Consider the following 20,253-nt stretch of genomic DNA (forward strand, 5'->3'; position numbering starts at 1 on the left):
AGACTTCTGAATTATTCCTTTTTTAATTTCTTATAAAGCCATCCTCGGGCCTTGGCCCAGTCGCGTTTGACGGTGCGTTCCGATACCTCCAGCGCTTTGGCAGTCTGATGAACGGTCATTTGTCCGAAATAGCGAAGTGTTACCACATCAGCCATTCGTTGATCCAGTTGAGCAAGTTCTCCTAATTTTTCATCGAGATTGATAATTTTTTCAGACTCTTGACGGGCTTTTAATAATTCGTCGATATAGGTAACATTTTTTTGTTCGCCGCCGCGTTTCTCGGCTTTCTTTTTTCGGGCATGATCCACCAGAATTTGTCGCATGCATCGGGCAGCAATTGCCAAAAAGTGATTTTTATCATTGGCCTCAATACAGGTTTGGTCAACCATTTTTAAGTAAACTTCATGAACCAACTCGGTTTCGGTAACGGTGATATCATCACGTTCATCTCTAAGTTTAGAACTGGCAAGACGTTTTAACTCGTTGTAGATGAGAGGGAAAAGTTCTTCATAAGCTCGTTCTGATCCCTCTTTTACTTTTATTAAGAGCTTGGTAATCTCTGATTTTTCTCTCATCTGTAATAGGTTTTTCAAAAAAATTATACCCCAGTTCTCTCAAAGAAACGTATGTCTTTGTCAAGGGATATTCAAGAATAGGTTATAGTTCGACAAAAAATAGTTCGTGTAACTTATTTATGAGGAGTGTTTGGTTTTCGGTCAGTTGTAAACAAAACTCAAATTTGAACCAGTTCTGTTTGATGTATCGCATGTTGCTATGTAGAGAAATATTAGCTGCAATAAAGTTTTGTTTATCATGAGACGATTACTGCCAACGATGTTATCCTTAATGATAATACTATTGTTGTTTACCTCGTGCGGAGATGATAGCACCGGACCTGAAACGACAGAAGAAGTAGAACTATCTAAAGAGGAAGTGGTTCAGGCTGTTTCAGAAGTTCTGCGCGAAAGGGGCTTTAATCTTCCTGAAGAGGATTCTACCGCCGGAAAAAGTATGGCAAAGAATACTATTCCTGGTTTATATAACTATGTTTCCGCCGAAATTGACATTATAGAAGGGGATTACAGAGTCCGTTTTAATATTGGACCGGACGGAAATATTATCCCCAATTTAGGTTGGAGAGAAGATAACCCGGACCATTGCAGGCAGAAGAATCGATATATGAAGGGGGCCATTAAGAGGTTGAATTATAAGATTTTTAAGCGCAATGATGGTTGGGCCGTCTTTGTGCAATATATCGATGTAGCGACCACAGAAATCGAAAACCAGCGAGAGGGGCAAGACCCAGATCCCGATATAAGCGGACTTAAGAAGTCGATAGATAAGGCTATGGATAAATTTGAGCCTGAGATCGGTGAAGTTGTTGGTCCCTGTGGAGAGAAGTTCCCTCTTAAATTTGTATTAACATCGCAAACAACACTGGAAGGAGTTAATACCCCTGAAGGAGGAACAGCTGACATTGTTATAGAAGATGAGGTAGAAGCAGAGGTAGCACTGACTTATAATGATCAGAAAAAGATCTATGAGGGCAGGGGTGAAGTCAAATGGGTGCAATACGATGTGCGTGCCCCGGAAAGTTCGCAACAGATCGATTGTGCACTACCTGGACCTCAAGATTTTAATATTCCTCGGTTTTATGATGGGACGGTTGATAGCCTTAATCAAGGTAATGAGTTAGTGCATATAGGGCCTATAGAATGGGGAATACCGCGGCCTACCTGCACGGTTACGTATGATAATAATAGCACATCAACCCAATTGTTTAAAGCCTTTTCATATATATGGGGAATGGTACCATCACCTACTCTTACTCAAATAACAGAATCAGATCAAAATTTCTATGTATATGCAATTGAAAATTGGCAGGAGATTTCTGACAACGATGATGTCCTTGCTCGCAGGGAATATAATCGAACTGAAACTGCCGATACGCTTGGATTTAAAACATATACCGAAGAGACAACCATGGAGATCAGGCGTGATTTCCAGTCTAATTAAAGCAGATGATGAATATCATAAGTAATAAGGCGGTTGATATAAGCTCGTTTTGGAGACCCGTAGAATGAAAGAAAAGAATTAATAGAGAGATAGAAGCACATTAAATAATACCCGTGCTATATATTTGTCTGCAGTGGTATGACGACCACTGCAGACTTTTCTCTTTTAAGCAAGTCCCAAAATCTTATTGCCTGCAGAAAATGTGTCAGAAGTCCCCCCATTGGTATTTCATTTGAACCCATTTCGATTCCTGTCACGCATAATACGATGTGGGAAATTTTAGAATGATGTTTGGCTCTTTAAAACTAAAACTAAATTAAACTAATTTGATTATGATGCGATATCCGCTACGCATGCTATTAATAGTTGCAACAGTTGTCACTTTTGTCGCCTGTGGCGATAACGGCCCGGGTGAACGTGATCCGATGATCTCGGATGTTCAGCCTGAGAGTGGCCCGCCGGGGACTTCTGTAACGATTTCGGGTAGCGATTTTAGTCCGACGGCTTCCGAGAATACTGTTGTATTTGACGGAGTAACAGCTTCAGTAAGTGAAGCCACTGAATCCGAGCTGGAGACGGAAGTACCTGATGGTGCCGAAACCGGTCCGGTTGAGGTAACTGTGGACGGTAATACGGCCAGTGGGCCGCAGTTCACGGTTGAATCTGAAGCACCGGGTATTAGTGCTGTCGAGCCCGATAGCGGAACGGTAGGTACCAAGGTAACGATCACCGGCATGAACTTTAGCTCGAATGCTGCAGAGGTGGATATTACATTTAATGGTACCAATGCCCCGGTAAACGGTGCGGCAAAAGACCAGCTGATTACCGAAGTGCCTCAGGGTGCTACTGATGGACCGATTGAGGTGACAGTAGAACAGAAGTCGACTACCGGCCCGGACTTTGATGTAATTATCGAGGGAACGATGGAAGTGATTACCAAAACAAGCGGTTCGGACCAGGATTCTGATGGATATACAATTACTGTTGATGGATCCGCCAGCAAGTCGGCTGGCAACAACGACACGAAGTACTTTGCGAATCTTGGAGAGGGTAGCCACGATGCTGAACTGTCTGGCATTGCTGAGAACTGCAGCGTTTCGGGCGATAATCCCAGAAGTGTAAGTATAACGGCCGGTGACACTACCTCAACCAGCTTTGAGGTGAGTTGCCAAACAGTGGCGAATAATAAAATCGCATTTGCCAGTGACCGCGATGGTGATCTGGAGATATTTAAGATGAACGCCGATGGCTCTGACCAACAGAAGCTGAGTGACATCGTATCTACGGAATATTATCCCGCTATTTCTCATGACGGCACAAAAGTAGCGTATTATAGTACTCGTAATTCGCAGACAGGAGAACTGTTCGTGATGAATGCCGATGGTACCAATGGACGGCAAATTACCAATTCAGCAGGTGCGCCGCTATACTACAGCTGGTCCCCTGATGATTCGAAAATTTTATTTCAGGATGATCGTGGCAGCAATAACGACGAAATATTTGTGATCAACGTCGACGGCAGTGGATTAACGCAAATTACTGATGACACGAATTATGATCGATATCCATCGTGGTCACCGAACGGCAACAAAATTGCTTTTACGAGCAACCGTGATGGTGATGCTGAGATTTATACAATCAATCCCGACGGCACCAATCTCCAGAAGATTACGGATAATACATCGAGAGATTATGCTCCGCGCTGGTCTCCTGACGGAAGCAAAATGGTTATCACCACTGATCGCGATGGCAATGATGAGATCTACACCATTGATGCCGATGGCAGTAATCCGGAGCGTATTACCAATAACTCTGCATCAGATCAGTATGCAACTTGGTCGCCGGACGGTAGTGAGCTGGTTTTTCAAACAGATCGTGATGGTAATTCTGAAATTTATCGGATTAATGCGGATGGATCAGGTAGCCCGATTAACTTGACGACCAACAGTGCACGTGATGAAGTGCCGTTCTGGAGTCCCGTAGAGTAATACGTCAATTACAACAGTACAAAATCCAGAATCTACAATCTTAACTTCAAGACCTGTCAGGCTTTCAAAACCTGACAGGTCTTTTTAATTCAGTTAGATTCCAATTGATCTAATTTACCTAATTTATCCCACTGCCGATAAAGATTGGCTAAAGCTGAGCGACTTTGTTCTGTAGTAGAGTCCGGAGCTTTTTGTGTATTTTGTAATGTTTGGTATCCTTGTTTTAGTAGTTGTTCAGCTCGTTCATATTCCTTCATTGCCGTAAGCGTCTCACCGAGAATCACTTTGGTATGAGCGATTCGCCAGTCATTTTTTGGCAGTGATGTTTTTCGTATTTCCAGTGCTTTGTGCAATTGCAACTCAGCTTGCTGCCATTCTCCCTGTTGAAAATAGAGGTTGCCAAGTTCGTGACGTACCGAGCCTATACGGCGATGGTTTGAAGGGAGCGTTTGTTGAAAAATAGTCAGGCTTTGCTCGAGTAATGATATGGCTTTTTCGGTTGATCCTATATTTTGTTCGATGCGTGCCATATTTGCAAGGTCCCCGGCTACGTATGGATGTTGAGGACCGTGGGCTTCTTTATCAATAGCTAAGGCTTCTTTTAGCAGGGGACGCGCTTTTTCGTATTTGTCCATTTCTATATAGAGTCGCGCAAGATTATTTAGACTCTCTGCCAATGCAGGGTGATCGGCGCGCAGAAAATCACGCCGCATATTTAAAGCTTCCAGCATATAATCCAGGGCTTTCTCATGGTTACCTGTTCTTCCGTATAACAACCCTATATTGCTAAGTATTTGAGCAATATCTCGGTGCGGACCGTCGTAAATTGTTCGATTCATTTTCAAAGCCCGGTGGTACAGAGAATCAGCCTCCTTAGTTCTTCCTTGCCTCTCCAACACTACTGCAAGATCATTATATGCAGTTGCTAAGTTAGGATGTATGTTGTCATGAATTTCTTGCCATTCTTGCAAGGCTTTTCGAAAGTACTTTTCTGCTTTGCCTAGTTTGCCTAATTCGCGCAAAACTCCAGCCCAGTTGTTTGCGGTCTGAGCAATATCGTCGGGCTTCGAACTGGGATTGGCTATGTAAATTTGCATGGTCTGGCTAAAAAGAGAGTCAGCGGCTTGATAGTCGCCCTTTTGACGCAGTACTAAGGCAAGGTCATTCATTGTACCAGCTAACATTTGACGATTTGCTTCGCCTTGGTCTCGAAGGATCGTAAGAGATTCCCGATGCAGGGACTCTGCGACTGGGAAATTGCCCATCTTGCGATTGAGTACTGCATATTCTCTCAGGCCTTGAGCATATTCTATACTATTGGTACCAAATTGTTGTTTACTCAATTGAAGGCTGCGCTGTAATAAGCTGTCGGCTCTTTCATAGTTTCCAAGTTCAGACCGTGCTTTGCCTATGACTGTAAGTAACTGTGCCTGAACCTTGGACTGGTTTTTAATTTGATTTATGCGTTGTTCACCTCTTTGAAGAAGCGTTGCGGCACTTACCGTATCTTTGGGATTGTAGTGGGGATTGCTTGCCCGAAACATATCGGTTAGAAATGCACTTACCTGTTTGGCCTTTTCAGCTTCGAGCTGTGCACGATTTCGCTCCTGTGTTATTTGCCAGGTATAAAAAACGGTAAAGCTGATAATGAGAAGCAGGAATCCGGCAGCGACGCTTAAGCTTTTTCTATGCCTTTTAACAAATTTCGTTGTTTTGTATTGCAGGGTATCTTTTCGGGCAATTATCGGCTGGTTGTTTTTACGGCGCCGCAAATCTTCAAGAAACTGTTCAACGGTATTATAGCGAGCTTGGGACTCTTTGCGCAGCGCTTTCATGATAATCGCATCAAGATCACCTTTGAGGGTGTCCGCCAGAGTAGAAGGACTGGTATTGCGCTCTTTTGCAATATTTTCTTGGTCTTTATTAGGTAGTTCCCCAAATTTATCACTGGGAGAGAGGGGAGTTTTTTTACGAATCAACTGCTCAATCTCGGTGAGATTTTTATCCTCCAAATCAAAAGGATGAATCCCCGCCAGTAACTCAAATAAAATAATACCCAAGGTATATGAATCGGTAGCCGTGGTGACGGGTTCCCCTTCAACCTGTTCTGGGGCGGCGTAACCGAACGTAAGCATTCGTGCACCGGTGCGCGTTTCAAAGAAACTGGCTTCTGGGTTTTCTGGTTCAAGAAGCTTGGCGATGCCAAAATCCAGTATTTTAACCGTACCGTCTTTAGTTACCAGGATATTGGAGGGTTTCAGGTCCCGATGAACTACCGTATTGGAGTGGGCATGCTGCACTGCGTGGCATATAGACTGGAACAAATCGAGGCGATCGCTGATCGAGAGCTGTTGCCTGTCACAATATTCATACAAGGGGGTCCCATCAACATATTCCATCACCAAGTAGGGCAGGCCGGAATCTGTTATTCCACCGTCGTGCAGGTGAGCAATATTGGGATGATTAAGTTTCGCGAGGATATTTCGTTCACGTTTAAAACGGGCGATGTTGGCGGGCGTATCCATACCAACACGCATTACTTTTAGTGCCACAGTATGTTGGTAGGAATCTTCGGCCCGTTCTGCACGATAAACCGATCCCATGCCGCCATGGCCAATAAGATCCTTAATTTTATATTGGTCGATCTGTTTGCCAACAAGTGACTTTCCAGAAGGGTGATTAGCAGATTCTACCAGATCAACCCTGAGTTCTTTATGCACATCCGGATCTTCGAGATAGTTGGTGTCACCTGATTTTTCTATGCTTTCTAAGAGTCGCGTAACGTTCTTTTGTAGACTTTTGTCTCCCTCACAGGCTTCAAGAATATATTCTTCGCGCTGAGATTTGTCTTTTGTTAATGCCGTATCGACGATCTGTTCGATCTTTTGCCAACGCTGTTCATCCATGATAACAACCTTTGATAATTAATTACTTCAAACTTAATGGGAAATTTGTGGATTCAATTGGAGTAGCAAATCAGGTTTGAATAATGGCTTAATCAATCATATAGTTTGGATTATCATCCTCCTTCCAATTCTTTGTACAGCCAGCCCCGGGCTTTGGCCCAGTCTCTTTTCACCGTACTTTCAGAGACATCCAGCGCCTTTGCCGTCTCATAAATGCTGAGCCTTCCAAAAAAGCGTAACTCCACCACATCGGCCAGACGTTGATTCAGTTTGGCCAATTCTTTTAGCTTTTCATCAATATTTATGAGTTCATCAGCCTGATGGCGAATCTTAAGCAATTTATCAATATAAGTGACGTCTTGTTGGTCGCCACCGCGTTTTTCACGTTTTTTTCTACGTGCGTGATCGATGAGAATTTGCCGCATGCAACGGGCGGCTATTGCCATAAAATGATTACGATCGTTGGCATTAAGCTCGTCCTGTTTTACCATTTTCAGATATACCTCATGAACGAGCTCTGTTTCAGTAAAAGTGATATCGTTTCGCTCCTTTTGCAGCTTAGAATAGGCCAGATGTTTTAATTCTTCATATACCAGTGGGAAGAGTTCTTCGTAAGCATCATCTGAGCCCTGTTTAACTTGAAGTAATAACTTGGTAATCTCTGATTTAGTTTTTGGCACTGGGTAAATAAGATGTTTTACATTTATTTTTAATGGATAGTAGTTGGCTTTGTTATGCCAAGCTATATCCGCAACAGTATAAAACAAATAAATTTATTTCAAAGAATCGTTTTGCGTTATGCTCTCGGATGAAACTCTTTGTGGACCTGATGGAGTAGGCTGCGATCTACGTGGGTATAAATCTCGGTGGTGTTGATGGAGGCATGTCCCAGCATTTCCTGAACGGCGCGTAAATCGGCACCGCCCTCTAAAAGATGGGTTGCAAAAGAGTGGCGAAAAATATGGGGATACACATTTTTTTCAATACCTGCTCGCTCGGCGGCGTCATTGACAATATTCCAGATACTCATGCGCGAAAGAGGGTTGCCCCGCTGACTCAGGAAAACTTTGTTTTCGGCTTTCTGTGGATTTTTATCACTCTGAAATTTAGGACGAACAATCTCGATATAATGTTCTAATGCTGATTGGGCTACTTCGCCAACTGGGACTAAACGCTCTTTATTACCCTTGCCGATTACACGAATAAAGCCGATTTCAAAAATAAGATTATCGAGTTCCAGGCTGGTAAGTTCACTGACGCGCATGCCAGTGGCATAGAGTGTCTCCAGGATAGCTGCATTGCGTATTCCTGCATTTGTTTCTCTGTTGGGAATATCAATGATAGCAGAAACTTCATCGGGGTTTAATACATCCGGCAGATTTTTGGCCTTCTTGGGTAAATCAACCAATTCTGCGGGATTTGCTTCTGCCATGCCTTCGACAACAGCGAATTCGTGGAAGCCGCGTATACTGGATATATTGCGCGCAATAGAGCTCACCGACAGATCCATGGCTGTCAGTTCTTCGAGGTAGTTTTCAATGTGGCGAAGCTCGATACCCCCCAAGTCAGAGATTTGCAAGTCGTTTGCTACAAATCGCAGATATCGTTTTAAGTCATTTTTATATGATACAACGGAGTTCTCGGACAGACTTTTTTCCAATTTAACAAACTGAAGATACCGCTGTAACTCTTGTTGAAAATGCATGCTGATTACGAATTGTAGTATTCGTCTACCCGTGGTGGCTTCTTGGGAGAATCGGGATGATCAGGCATTTCATCAGTAGCCGGTGTTTCTTCAAGATCAATATCTTCGGATTCTTTTTGTGCTTCCTTTTCCTCCTCTTTTTCATCATCCGGGTACTCAACACGGCTGTGGTATATGCCTACCAAAATATTGAGAAATGTTTCCTTGATCGTTCGAATATCCTGGAAAGTAAGCGGCGTTTTACTAAGTTGTCCTTCGTTTACCCGTTCATCAACCATCTTGTCGATGAGGTTTTCAAGCTTTTGATAGTTGGGATCCTTTATTGCACGAGAGGCCGCTTCTACGCCATCTGCAAGTAATAAAATTCCGGTTTCCTTGGTTCGTGGTATGGGGCCGTCATATCTAAAATCTTTTTCTTTTATCTCTTTTTTACTGGTATCGGCCTGCTCTTTGGCTTTTTCCCAGAAAAATTTAATAAGAGAATCACCGTGATGAGTTCTGATGAACTCGATAATAACTTCGGGTAGCCCGTGTTCTTCAGCTATCTTAACACCATTAGAAACGTGTGCTTTAATAACGAGAGCACTCATGCGTGGTTTTAGCTTGTCATGTTCATTGCCCTCAGTCTGATTTTCGGTAAAGTAACCGGGGTTTTCCATCTTTCCTATATCGTGATATAGCCCTCCAACGCGGCAGAGCAATCCATTTGCCTGAATAGCTCCAGCAGCAGCTTCGGCAAGGTTTGATACTTGTAAGCTGTGGTGGAACGTACCCGGAGCTTTCGTCATTAGTGTTTTGAGCAGCGGCAGGTTTGTGTCACTCAGTTCTAATAGTGAAAAATCGGTGGTTACGTTGAATGATTTTTCAAAGAGCAAAATTAAGGGATAGGTAAATAGGATAAATATAGCATTGATAGCTATAAAGAGCAGCTCGCTACCGAGAACACTCCAGCTGTCAAAAGTGGTCATGCTAAAGCCCAGCACTACCACAAGGTACGATCCAAATACGATGCCGGGAGTAGTAAAGAAAAATTGTGAACGCTTTTTAATATCACGCACCGAGAATAATCCAAGGCTACAAGCAACGGTGGTAGCGGTAACGAATTCAAAATTATTGTCGTTAATAAGTCCGATTAGAAGTGCCAGCGTAATTGTTGATAAGAGGCCTACTCGGGAATCAAAAATGATGGTTAGAATTATGGGAGCAATGGCAACCGGTACGATAAATGGAGAGATGTCATCAAGATGATAAACAATAGAGCTGCTGACAATTACAAGTGAAAATGCAATGAGCACGAGTGTCAACATCGAATTGTCGACGAAGATATACCGGCGATACAGATAGAGATAGAAGAAGAAAATAGTAAGGATAGCAATAACCGCTATTATATCCCCACCATAGCGTAACCAGCGTTCAAGGTTACTTGCATTTTGGGCGCGGGCATCAGCCAAGCTCTGCAGCATATTGTACTTTTCAGAGGTGACAATGTCTCCCCGACGAATAATAACTTGTCCTTGGGCTACAGCTCCTTTTGAAGTGGAAATTTCGTCAAGAGCATCTTGGATACGTGCTTGGGTTTCTTCTTTATTAAAGATATAGTTTGGCTGGATGATCTGGGCAAAAATTTCGCTGCCCGCCTTTGCCAGCTCGTCATAAAAGTTGCGTGAAAGACGATATTGTACATATTCTTTTGCCTCAGACAGATCACGCACATTTGCCAAATTGAGGGTTTGCTCGGTGCGCTTTTGTAAATCGCGAATTGTAATTTCATCGTTGGATAGTTCTGATTTTGGAACATCTAAAACGCCATCGTCAAGAACTTTAGCAGTGAGGGTTTCAAGCTGATCTTTAATATTTACATTAGAAAATTGGCCGTTAGTACCGTTGTTAGAGCTCTTGTTTTGGGTAGAAGCCGACTCATAGTTTTCCAGAAGAGTTTGCCAGGCGGAATCAGATAAATTTATGGGGGATCTGTTTTTTAACTCTTCGAATCGCAGGCTGTCTCGTTGGGCATTTGATTTTTTACCTTGTTTTGATTGCTGCCAGGTATCGTATCCTTTTTTTATTGGTCCTAAACTTTGAAATAGAGAGTCCAACTTGCTTTGTACCGCAATTTGAACATTCGGTTCCTTATGGAAAATTGGTGGAGTTGTTTCTCGTATTGTTTGACGTTCTTTTTCGAGCTCCTGATCACTTTTTTGTATGGCAAAGGTGAAAGGGGCTGTTAAATCATCGGCCCGCCAGGGTTCACCAATATTGTAGTTAATTGGTTCTTTATAGGAACTTTCTGGTATTGCAAGGACAATCACTGCCAAAAATAGAACAAGAATAAATGCTCTGAGATAGGGATTATACTTTAATGAAGAGGCTTCTTCCTTTTTTTTCTTCTTTTCTCCGAGTACAGGAGCGTCTGGCCTTTTTTTGGGGGCTAATCCCAATTTTTCAAGAATACCCATAAATATAAATTCAGTCCGTTTCTGTAATACCTAACCTAACAGAAGCATTAAAATGTTTAGATAAGATACGTTGATTACAAAATTATACCAACCCATAACGATATTCCCAAACTGGTAATAGGTTATGGTTTTTCATCAATAAGGTCCAGAAATGTATCCTGGTCAAGTATAGGAATGTCTAACTTTTGGGCTTCATCGTATTTACTGCCCGGAGAGTCGCCCGCCAGCAGATAGTCGGTGTTGCCACTTACGGAAGAGGTCGTCTTACCACCGTGTTTTTCGATTAGTTGTGTTGCCTCTTTTCGTGTTAGCGAGGGAAGGCTGCCCGTGAGTACAAATGTTTTGCTATCGAGCTTTTGTGAAGCCTTCTGCTTTTGCTCCATCACCAAATTCAGTCCGTGATTACGCAACTTGGCTACAATCTTACGGTTGTGTTTTTGATTGAAAAATTCAACGACCGACTGCGCAATTTTAGGCCCGATTGAATCAATTTCTTCCATCGTTTCTTGGTTTGCGTCCATGAGAGCCTCCATCGTTTGGAACGCATTGGCCAGATCACGTGCCACAGTTTTACCCACAAAGCGGATCCCCATAGCGTAGATCACCCGATCCAAAGGTTGTGATTTACTTTCTTCAATAGCATTAATTAGGTTTTGGGCACTTTTTTTAGCTATACGCTCCAACGGCAGAAGTTGTTCTTTGGTGAGATCATAGAGATCTGCATAATTGCTTATTAACTGCTCTGAAACCAGTTGATCTACTACTGCTTCTCCCAATCCGTCAATGTCCATGGCATCGCGCGAAGCAAAATGTTCAATACGCTGACGTACCTGGGGTGGGCATCCGGGATTGATGCATGTCCAGTCAACGTCGTCCCCAAGTTTAACGAGTTTTTCATTACAAGCAGGACAATATTTGGGCATCTTAAAGCGCGGGGCACGATCTTCTCGGTCAGGATTAACCACACTGACTACCTGGGGAATAATTTCACCGGCTTTTTCAACTACTACGCGGTCACCAACCCGAATATCTTTTCGGTGTATTTCATCTTCATTGTGTAGCGAAGCGTGTTTAACCGTAGTGCCGGCCAGTTGAACAGCTTTAAAGTCGGCAACGGGAGTGATTTTTCCCAGTCTGCCCACTTGAAGCCGTATATCTTTTACTACAGTGGTAGCTTGTTCTGCTTCAAACTTATAGGCAATAGCCCAGCGGGGAGCTTTAGAAGTCGTTCCCAGCGTATCACGGTATTTCTCCTCGTTAACCTTGATGACTACGCCATCTGTTTCAAAGGGGAGGTCATGGCGCAGACTTTCCCATTCATCAATTTGGGTATGTACTTCATCAATATCTGTACACTGTTTAAAGTGTTCACAGACTGGTAATCCAAACTTATCCAATAACTTCATTTTCCGATACTGTGTGATTTCTGCGTCAGTATCGTCAGTTAATAAATCAAAACTAAAAAAACGAATGGGCCGGCGGGCAACTTCGCGTGGATCCTGCATTTTCAATGAGCCAGCCGTAGAATTACGCGGGTTGGCAAAGTGATTAAGGCCCTGTTTTTCGCGGTGCTCGTTCAATCGTACAAAAGCCTCGCGTTCTATATAGGCTTCGCCCCGGACTTCCACTACATCCGGGAAGTCATCGTCGAGATGAAGAGGAATATCTTTAATCGTTTTGATATTTCGGGTAATGTCGTCACCGCTTTCACCGTCCCCGCGTGTGGCTCCCAGGACTAACGCCCCATTTTCGTATCGGAGTCGGATGGCTGCTCCATCAAACTTCAGTTCAACCAGATAGGTAAAATTATCGTGCCCTAATATATCACGAACACGACGATCAAAATCGTTGAGCTCATCTTCATTATAAGTATTGTCGAGACTTAACAGTGGTACAGGATGCTCAACTGTTTCAAAATCGCTGCTGGGTTCCCCTCCTACACGCTGGGTCGGTGATTGGGGATCAACGAGATCATACTCTTCTTCAAGCTTCTCCAGCTCTGCCAAATAATTATCAAATTCCTTATCCGAAATAAAAGGTTGTGCATCTTGATAGTAGGCTTTATTGGCTTTGTCGAGCAATTCGCGTAGTTCTTCAACGCGTTTTTTTGCCTCTTGTTTGTTCATTTTAAAGAGAAAGCTTGTATTGGTTTAATTAAAAGTAGGACGATTTCTGATGGTGGAGGGGGGAGGGGCATCAATTTTCAGGGAATCCGGAGCAGGTTGTAGCCATTGAGGGTCATTCTCAAAATAACTGCGGTTGATTTCCAGCAACCGTGAATCAGAATTGTAAAATTCCTCGCGGATGTTTTCAACAGGATGACCATTGAACAATAATACCATGCGGCTAAATTGCCCTCGGATATTGAGTTCATTTACAAAATTAAATCGAATTGCTTCACCTTGTTCAATCCAATAGGGATTAATATCATCCATAATATCAGTATATACACGTACCGGTTCCAATCGTCCATAAGCAGCATACAGTACGACACTCAGGGTGTCTGGTAGTGTGGACATGGCCTCATTTGGAATATCATCCCTTGTATTGGTTGGTTGTTGATCGGTAGTATTATTTGTTTCGGATGATGGAACGATATCCAGTTGCAGAGAATCAGTACTTACCCTTTCTTCAGAAGACTCTTCTTGTTGGGGAGGTGTTGTAGAATTATTGGTAACTTCATTAGATACTGGATCGGTTTCATAAAAATAGAAAAAGAACCCAGCCGCAATAAGTATTAAGAGAGTGATAAAAATCCCTGCCCATGTTCTGGACCGTACGGATTTAAGGGGTTGGAATTTTCGGCCCATGTCAGCCCAATCTACCGATTTAACATCGGGATGGTCGGCTTTTGGGAGAGGCGAAGATTTGGGTGTTTCGTGAGAATCATCCGATGAGTCTGCTTGGTCGGATTGAAACTCAGGTGAATGGTCATGAATCATATCTTCATCTTGGCGTTCTTTCGAATCTTCTGACTCCGCATCAGCGGTATCACCTTTCTCATCATATTCAAAAGAACGCTTGGGTTGTTCGTCAAACAGGCTTTGAAGAGACCCGGAATAGTCATTTTTTTCAACTTTATTTAGGGCATAGATAATCTGTTTTTCATCTATAGATAATGCTTTGGCGTAGCTTCGTACATAGCTGCGAATGTAGGTAGCATTTTCCTCGAAGTTGGTAAAAATTGAGTTGTCTTCAATAGACTTGAGAATCCTTATGGGAATCTTGGTAGCTTCATAAATATCCTCAAGACTTAATTCTTGCTCTTTGCGAATGTGGGCAAGATCTTTTCCGAGTGATGCCATAAATAATTTTCTGAATTAATAGTGGCAAACCGTTTATCCGGCGTATAATCTAAACAAATATAGTGGTTGCCAAAAATTTTTTGCTGAAAAGAAGTTTCTCTGTAAGGATTTGTGCCAATAGTAGATCTTACCTATAAAAATGATTATCGATGAGTACGTTTTTCCATATTTTAAACGGTTTTAAGAGAGTTGTATTTCCCAATGTTTGTGTTTGTTGTGGCCGTGAACATACAGAGCAGGAGCGGCAAATTTGTTCGTTTTGTCTGAGAGATCGCTTTGAGGACGGAAATCCCCAAAATGTAAAGGTTTCTTCCGATTCACTTTTGCCGGACGGGATTGTGATTCAGCACGCGCTATGGCAATTTGACAAGGGCGGAGATCTGCAGAATTTATTGCATCAACTTAAGTATGAGCGACTTACAACAGTGGGGCGTGATTTGGGCAGGGCCTTGGGGCGTCGTGTGCTAAAGCATCCTTTTATTGTAGATTTATTTGATGATCATCAATTAGTGATTGTACCGGTGCCACTGCACTATCTAAAATATCGGTACCGTGGATTTAACCAGGCATTTAAATTAGCACAGGGATTTCAGGAAGTTTGGGAAGAAATTCCAATTTGTGATATTGACGATATCGTTCGGATCAAAAATACTCGTTCCCAAACGGGCTTTAGCCTTGAAAAACGCCTTAAAAACCTGCAGAAAGCTTTCAGGGTTAGAAATGAAACGTTGATAAATAATCGATTGTGTGTAATTATTGATGACGTATTTACGACGGGTGCTACTACATTTGAATTGGCAGATACCTTAAAGGAAGCAGGGGCAGGACCTGTTATCATTTTAACAGTAGCACAGGCATAATTAATTGCATTGAGAATTCGTTTTTTGCAAAAAGAAGGATATTTTTCGGCTTATGAAAAAGCAAAACCCCGGCACGCAGAATTTATTTCTCGAAACACAACTTGGTATTGTTACACGAACCGGAGATTGGTTTCATATTACTACTGACCAGATTAAGCAATTTGTACCGGGTCTGTTGGAGAAACGGCCACTCGACAAATTGGTTGAAGAAGCTATTGCCTGGGTGCGCAGTGCTGATAGCCTTTCACTTACACTGTTATTAGGATTGTTATTGGTGATTCATCCTATATTTGCAGTGACCATAGCCATTGCATTTCACTTTTTATGGTATCGGTCCAAAAGTGCATTTGTGACAGTTTATCTCGGTAAGGTGCTTAAATTATTGAATAAGGATGGTTATTTACTGATTACATCGCTGGTCATAATCAGTGCATTGGGTATGAATGGACAGTATCTGGCTGCCGGTATTGGACTTGTATTTTTCTTTTTGATGAAGCTGGGTCTTTTAAAACGGTTGTGGGATAAGATTGATCAGGGGGTTGATAAAAAGCTGACGCTCAATGATCGTGTGTTTAAAATGATACTTGTTAAATACGGTATGCATTATAACCTGCAGTCCTCCGAGGTACAGCAGATGGAAGATAAATTTGTGGAGCTGGCAACAAGTAGAAAAGAAGGTAAGAGCTAACATGGGGGTAACGAATATATATCTGGCTCGTCATGGAGAAACGGAGTACAACCGCTGTAATCAAATTCAGGGTCGCGGTATTGATGCTTCATTGAATGATACCGGTATTAAGCAAGCGCAAGCTATAGCTCGTCATCTTCAGGATGTATCAATTCAACAAATTTTTAGCAGCAGCCTAAGACGATCTCGACAAACGGCGGAGACCGTGGCAAAACACCAGCGTTTGGATGTGGAGGCTTATCGTGACTTGGATGAGATGGATTTTGGTATTTTGGAAGGAAAACCGATTTCGGAGATAAAATCTGACTTAGAACATCTTCATGAACAATGGAAGTCCGGAGATGTATACTTTGCTTGTGATCAGGGAGAAAGTCCTACTGCTGTTTTCAAGCGAGCTGATAGCAGAGCAAGGATGATACTGAAAGAACATCAGCATAAAAACTTGCTTTTTGTGTTACATGGTCGATTGTTACGCATCTTGTTGTCTGAATGGCTTGGTTATGGACTTAGTAAGATGCACGAAATTCCACACAGCAATGGAGCTTTATACCATCTGCAGTGGAATGGTTCTGGATTTAAATCCTTATATATTAATAAGACCGATCACTTGACCGAAGTATTTTCTAAAGAAGTTGTATCCTAATTAACAGGTAAAAATAGATTAATTTGTACGAAGTTTTATGAGTGAGAAAGTTCGAAAAATGTTTGCGGATATTGCCGATGATTATGATCGGGTGAATAATATCCTGTCGTTTGGCATTCATCATATATGGAGAGACCGAGCAGTATCTTTAAGCGGAGCTAAGACTGGCGATCGGGTGCTGGATTGTGCTACCGGAACAGGTGATCTGGCATTAGAGTTTAAGGAGGTGGTTGGTGATGATGGCTATGTGCTGGGTACCGATTTTTGTGCCGAGATGATAGAATATGCTCCTGCTAAGGCGAAAGAAAATAATTTAGTCGTCGATTTTGAAGTGGCAGATGCGATGGATTTGCCTTACGAGGATAATATTTTTGATATTTCCAGTATTGCCTTTGGCATTCGTAATGTTGATGATCCTGTACAAGCACTTAAAGAGATGGCTCGTGTTGTAGTTCCGGGTGGTAAAGTTGTGGTTTTGGAATTTGGACAACCCAAAGGATTGCTAAAATATCCATACGAGTTATATAGCCAATATATTATGCCTACATTAGGAGGGTGGATAAGTGGCAATAGAGAGGCCTACACCTATCTGCCACGAACAAGTGCGGAATTTCCTGCTGGAGATGACTTTGTAGCACTGATGGAAGAAGCAGGATTATTTTCGTCACAATTTTTCGAAAAATTAACCGGCGGTATCACCTATATTTATGTGGGGACCGTAGAATAAATACTTGAAATTATTACATATTTAAATAAAAATATTAAAGGATTATGGATCAGTTAACAATTGATGAAATAAAAAAGCTAATTCCCCACCGGTATCCATTTTTATTGGTTGACCGAGTGTTAGAGGTTGAAGAGGGGCGCATTCTATCATTAAAAAATGTTACAGCCAACGAGGACTTTTTTAACGGTCATTTTCCGAATCGACCTATTATGCCGGGTGTACTACAGGTTGAGGCGATTGCCCAAAGTGGCTGTTTGATGTTGATGCATTCCCATATCGATAATCCGGAGGACTTTATCCCGGTATTTACGGGGATTAACAGAGCAAAATTTCGTAAATCAGTAGTGCCCGGTGATCAGCTTAGAATGGAAGTTAAGCTGGCTCAGGAAAAGCGCAATTTTTACAATATGACAGCAGAGGCCCGGGTTGATGGTAATGTTGTCTGTGAATTGGATGCCACCGCGGCGATAGTTCCAAGCGAGGAGTAAATGAGTACCCAACAATCTTCAGATCGGCCCCAAAAAGTTACAACCCAGACTGTTGTAGAAATGAAGCAGCAATCTGAAAAGATTAGCATGCTTACCGCCTACGACTACACGATGGCTCGCATCGTAGATCAGGCGGGTATTGATGTGATATTGGTAGGCGATTCGGCCAGTAATGTAATGGCCGGCTATGATACCACCGTGCCTATGACTATGGAGCATATGATTTATCATGCTTCGTGTGTGGTTCGGGGGGTAGAAACAGCCTTGGTAATTGCAGATTTACCCTTCATGAGTTACCAGGTTACAGCTGAAGAGGCACTGGAAAATGCCGGACGCATGATGAAAGAGGCGGGAGTGCACGGCGTAAAATTGGAGGGTGGAAAGCCTGTTGTAAAAACAATTGCTAAAATAGTAGAGGCCGGTATTCCTGTTATGGGACACCTGGGACTAACACCCCAAAGTATATATAAATTTGGGACGTACAAGGTGAGAGCCACTGAACAGACTGAAGCTGAACAACTGGTTGAAGATGCTAAACGATTAGAAGAAGCAGGATGTTTTTCCATTGTGTTGGAGAAAATTCCAGCTGAATTGGCAGAAAAGGTGACAGAAACAATTTCTATTCCAACCATTGGTATTGGAGCCGGGCCCAATTGTGACGGGCAGGTGCTGGTTACCCATGATATGCTTGGACTTAACAAAGAATTTAAACCGCGGTTTCTCCGTCGATATGATGACATGCATTCATCGATGACGAATGCGGTTCAGCACTATATTACGGATATAAAATCCGGAGATTTTCCCAATGAAAATGAGCAATATGATTAACTGAGTTTACTTATGAGTACATCCGACAAGAATCCGGTAATATTAGTTTGTAATGATGACGGCATTTTTTCCCCGGGCATACGAGCGCTTGCCCAGGTTGCCGATGAATTTGGCGATGTGGAAATTATTGCTCCTGATCGTCAGCAAAGTGCAGTAGGGCATGCCGTCACGGTAAATACGCCGCTTCGGTCGCGCGCTTTTCAAATTGATGGTCGGTTTAACGGCCAGGCGGTAACGGGTACTCCGGCTGATTCGGTAAAATTGGCGCATGATCAGTTGATGAAGCGCAAGCCGGATCTGGTTGTCAGTGGTATTAATCACGGAAGTAATGCCGGAATTAATATCTTGTATTCGGGAACAGTGAGTGCTGCTACGGAGGGGACCATTTTAGGATACCCCTCTATTGCTGTTAGCTGTACTGATTATGATGAGGATGCAGATCTCTCAGGAGCTAAAGATGCGGCGCGCAAGGTGATTGGCTATGTGCTCAGTGAGGGGCTTCCCAAGGGAGTAACAATGAATTTGAATGTACCTGCAGGACCGCTCAAAGGTATAAAATGGGCACGTCAGGCAAACAGTCGCTATGTAGAAGAGTTTGAAGGCCGTGTTGATCCCAACAACAGATCGTATTATTGGATGACCGGTAAGCTTGAGCTACTCGATGAAGGGGATGATCTGGATGTTAATGTATTAGAGAAGGGGTACGCTTCATTAACGCCCATCCAATATGATATGACGGCTTATAATCTGCTCAAGAAAAATAAGGATATTGAGCTGTAAGATTAATGCCCTTTGGCTTCGAGCATTTTAACTACATCTAACCAGAATGTGTTAAACAGTGCTTCGCGATCATCCTTAATGCGTAAGTTCATTTGCTCCAGGTGAGAAAGGTTGGAAGTCTTAATATGTTCGCCCCATTTGGCACTTTTTACCGATACCATTCCATCATTAGGGCCTTCAATGTCATAGATATGCTTGTTTTGATATCGCGCAATAACTCGGATGGGCTCGTTGGTTCCTTTACCCACTGCGGAGGTGTAGGAGTAATAGGGGATGCCGTCGACGTTTGGTGTTGCAGGATTGAAGACGTCCGTAACGTATTGACGCGTTAATTGGGCCGCTGATGCCACCGAATCACTTTTCGTATGGGGATAGATCCGGTCGCCCATCCAATCGAGAAAATCAGCCAGTTTGTCACGGATAGCATCAGGCGTTTTTAAGGTAAGCTCGGCCAGACTTGTTCCATGGTGTGGTGTGCTTATCGTAGTGAATGAAGCTACATGTTGTGCTACATCCATATTAGAAAGGGCGTATCGCATATCGAGTCCTCCCATGCTGTGAGCAACAATATTTATTTTATCGCTTTGAGTACTTTTTGTTAGTTCTTTTATAAGTTTGACCCAACCTTTCGCGCGGGTTTCGATTTTGGCATAAGGAACGATGTTTGGCGCAAAAGCCATCACATTATGAGTGCGCAGCATTAACGCCACATCATAAAGTGGAGAAGGCTTTACTAGGGATGCTATGGCCCCATATCCGTGGCAAAGCAGTACCGGGTGCTTGAGCTGCACGATTTCCGGTTCGGGAAATTTGTTGAGCTCAAAGCGTTTGAGCCACCTGTCAGTATCAAGACGATCAATCAT

17 protein-coding genes are annotated in these 20,253 nt (G+C 42.8%); 9 read left to right on the top strand and 8 right to left on the bottom strand.

Annotated features, from left to right (window positions below):
• Positions 1–11 precede the first annotated feature (11 nt).
• Positions 12–575, bottom strand: a complete 564-nt coding sequence (locus ACQ4LT_RS08975) for an ECF-type sigma factor (RefSeq protein WP_445665696.1) — start codon at positions 573–575, stop codon at positions 12–14.
• A gap of 238 nt (positions 576–813) precedes the next feature.
• Between ACQ4LT_RS08975 and ACQ4LT_RS08980 the strand changes: the two genes are divergently transcribed.
• Positions 814–2,016 carry a hypothetical protein gene (locus ACQ4LT_RS08980; protein WP_445665697.1) on the top strand — a complete coding sequence of 401 codons (1,203 nt, stop codon included), beginning with the start codon at positions 814–816 and terminating at the stop codon, positions 2,014–2,016.
• Positions 2,017–2,348: 332 nt separating this feature from the next.
• Entirely contained in the window at positions 2,349–4,004 is a 1,656-nt protein-coding gene (locus tag ACQ4LT_RS08985) for an IPT/TIG domain-containing protein (protein WP_445665698.1), read from the top strand.
• 89 nt (positions 4,005–4,093) lie between these two features.
• Here the strand turns inward: ACQ4LT_RS08985 and ACQ4LT_RS08990 are convergent, their stop codons facing one another.
• From ACQ4LT_RS08990 to ACQ4LT_RS09015, 6 genes are all read right to left on the bottom strand, one after another.
• The gene (locus ACQ4LT_RS08990; RefSeq protein WP_445665699.1) at positions 4,094–6,910 is read right to left on the bottom strand and encodes a tetratricopeptide repeat protein; all 2,817 of its coding nucleotides are present in this window, start codon (positions 6,908–6,910) and stop codon (positions 4,094–4,096) included.
• 113 nt (positions 6,911–7,023) lie between these two features.
• Positions 7,024–7,590 carry an ECF-type sigma factor gene (locus ACQ4LT_RS08995; protein WP_445665700.1) on the bottom strand — a complete coding sequence of 189 codons (567 nt, stop codon included), beginning with the start codon at positions 7,588–7,590 and terminating at the stop codon, positions 7,024–7,026.
• A 116-nt stretch (positions 7,591–7,706) separates the two neighbouring features.
• On the bottom strand, positions 7,707–8,615 hold the full coding sequence (gene xerD, locus ACQ4LT_RS09000; RefSeq protein ID WP_445665701.1) for a site-specific tyrosine recombinase XerD: 909 nt from the start codon (positions 8,613–8,615) through the stop codon (positions 7,707–7,709).
• A gap of 5 nt (positions 8,616–8,620) precedes the next feature.
• Complete coding sequence (locus ACQ4LT_RS09005; RefSeq protein ID WP_445665702.1) at positions 8,621–11,071, bottom strand: HD family phosphohydrolase; 2,451 nt, start codon at positions 11,069–11,071, stop codon at positions 8,621–8,623.
• 122 nt (positions 11,072–11,193) lie between these two features.
• Entirely contained in the window at positions 11,194–13,197 is a 2,004-nt protein-coding gene (gene ligA / locus ACQ4LT_RS09010) for an NAD-dependent DNA ligase LigA (protein ID WP_445665703.1), read from the bottom strand.
• 24 nt (positions 13,198–13,221) lie between these two features.
• A complete protein-coding gene (locus ACQ4LT_RS09015; RefSeq protein WP_445665704.1) occupies positions 13,222–14,376 on the bottom strand; it encodes a helix-turn-helix domain-containing protein in 1,155 nt (384 codons plus the stop codon).
• A 149-nt stretch (positions 14,377–14,525) separates the two neighbouring features.
• Here ACQ4LT_RS09015 and ACQ4LT_RS09020 point away from each other — a divergent pair, with 149 nt between their 5' ends.
• The 7 genes from ACQ4LT_RS09020 to surE are packed head-to-tail and all read left to right on the top strand — an operon-like array spanning position 14,526 to position 19,390.
• Positions 14,526–15,236, top strand: coding sequence for a ComF family protein (locus tag ACQ4LT_RS09020; RefSeq protein WP_445665705.1), 711 nt, complete (start codon positions 14,526–14,528; stop codon positions 15,234–15,236).
• Positions 15,237–15,288: 52 nt separating this feature from the next.
• Positions 15,289–15,924 carry a hypothetical protein gene (locus ACQ4LT_RS09025; RefSeq protein WP_445665706.1) on the top strand — a complete coding sequence of 212 codons (636 nt, stop codon included), beginning with the start codon at positions 15,289–15,291 and terminating at the stop codon, positions 15,922–15,924.
• A 1-nt stretch (position 15,925) separates the two neighbouring features.
• Positions 15,926–16,567 (top strand): histidine phosphatase family protein, encoded by a 642-nt coding sequence (locus ACQ4LT_RS09030; RefSeq protein WP_445665707.1) that lies wholly within the window; start codon positions 15,926–15,928, stop codon positions 16,565–16,567.
• Between the two features lie 37 nt (positions 16,568–16,604).
• Positions 16,605–17,294: a bifunctional demethylmenaquinone methyltransferase/2-methoxy-6-polyprenyl-1,4-benzoquinol methylase UbiE gene (ubiE, locus tag ACQ4LT_RS09035; protein WP_445665708.1), complete on the top strand. Its 690-nt coding sequence runs from the start codon at positions 16,605–16,607 to the stop codon at positions 17,292–17,294.
• A 44-nt stretch (positions 17,295–17,338) separates the two neighbouring features.
• On the top strand, positions 17,339–17,782 hold the full coding sequence (gene fabZ, locus ACQ4LT_RS09040) for a 3-hydroxyacyl-ACP dehydratase FabZ (protein ID WP_445665709.1): 444 nt from the start codon (positions 17,339–17,341) through the stop codon (positions 17,780–17,782).
• Complete coding sequence (panB, locus tag ACQ4LT_RS09045) at positions 17,783–18,610, top strand: 3-methyl-2-oxobutanoate hydroxymethyltransferase (protein ID WP_445665710.1); 828 nt, start codon at positions 17,783–17,785, stop codon at positions 18,608–18,610. It abuts the gene before it with no gap.
• A gap of 12 nt (positions 18,611–18,622) precedes the next feature.
• Entirely contained in the window at positions 18,623–19,390 is a 768-nt protein-coding gene (gene surE / locus ACQ4LT_RS09050) for a 5'/3'-nucleotidase SurE (protein ID WP_445665711.1), read from the top strand.
• Positions 19,391–19,392: 2 nt separating this feature from the next.
• On the opposite strand, the gene ACQ4LT_RS09055 is transcribed toward surE, so the two are convergent.
• Complete coding sequence (locus tag ACQ4LT_RS09055; protein ID WP_445665712.1) at positions 19,393–20,253, bottom strand: esterase/lipase family protein; 861 nt, start codon at positions 20,251–20,253, stop codon at positions 19,393–19,395.

Source organism: Fodinibius sp. AD559, assembly GCF_052712805.1.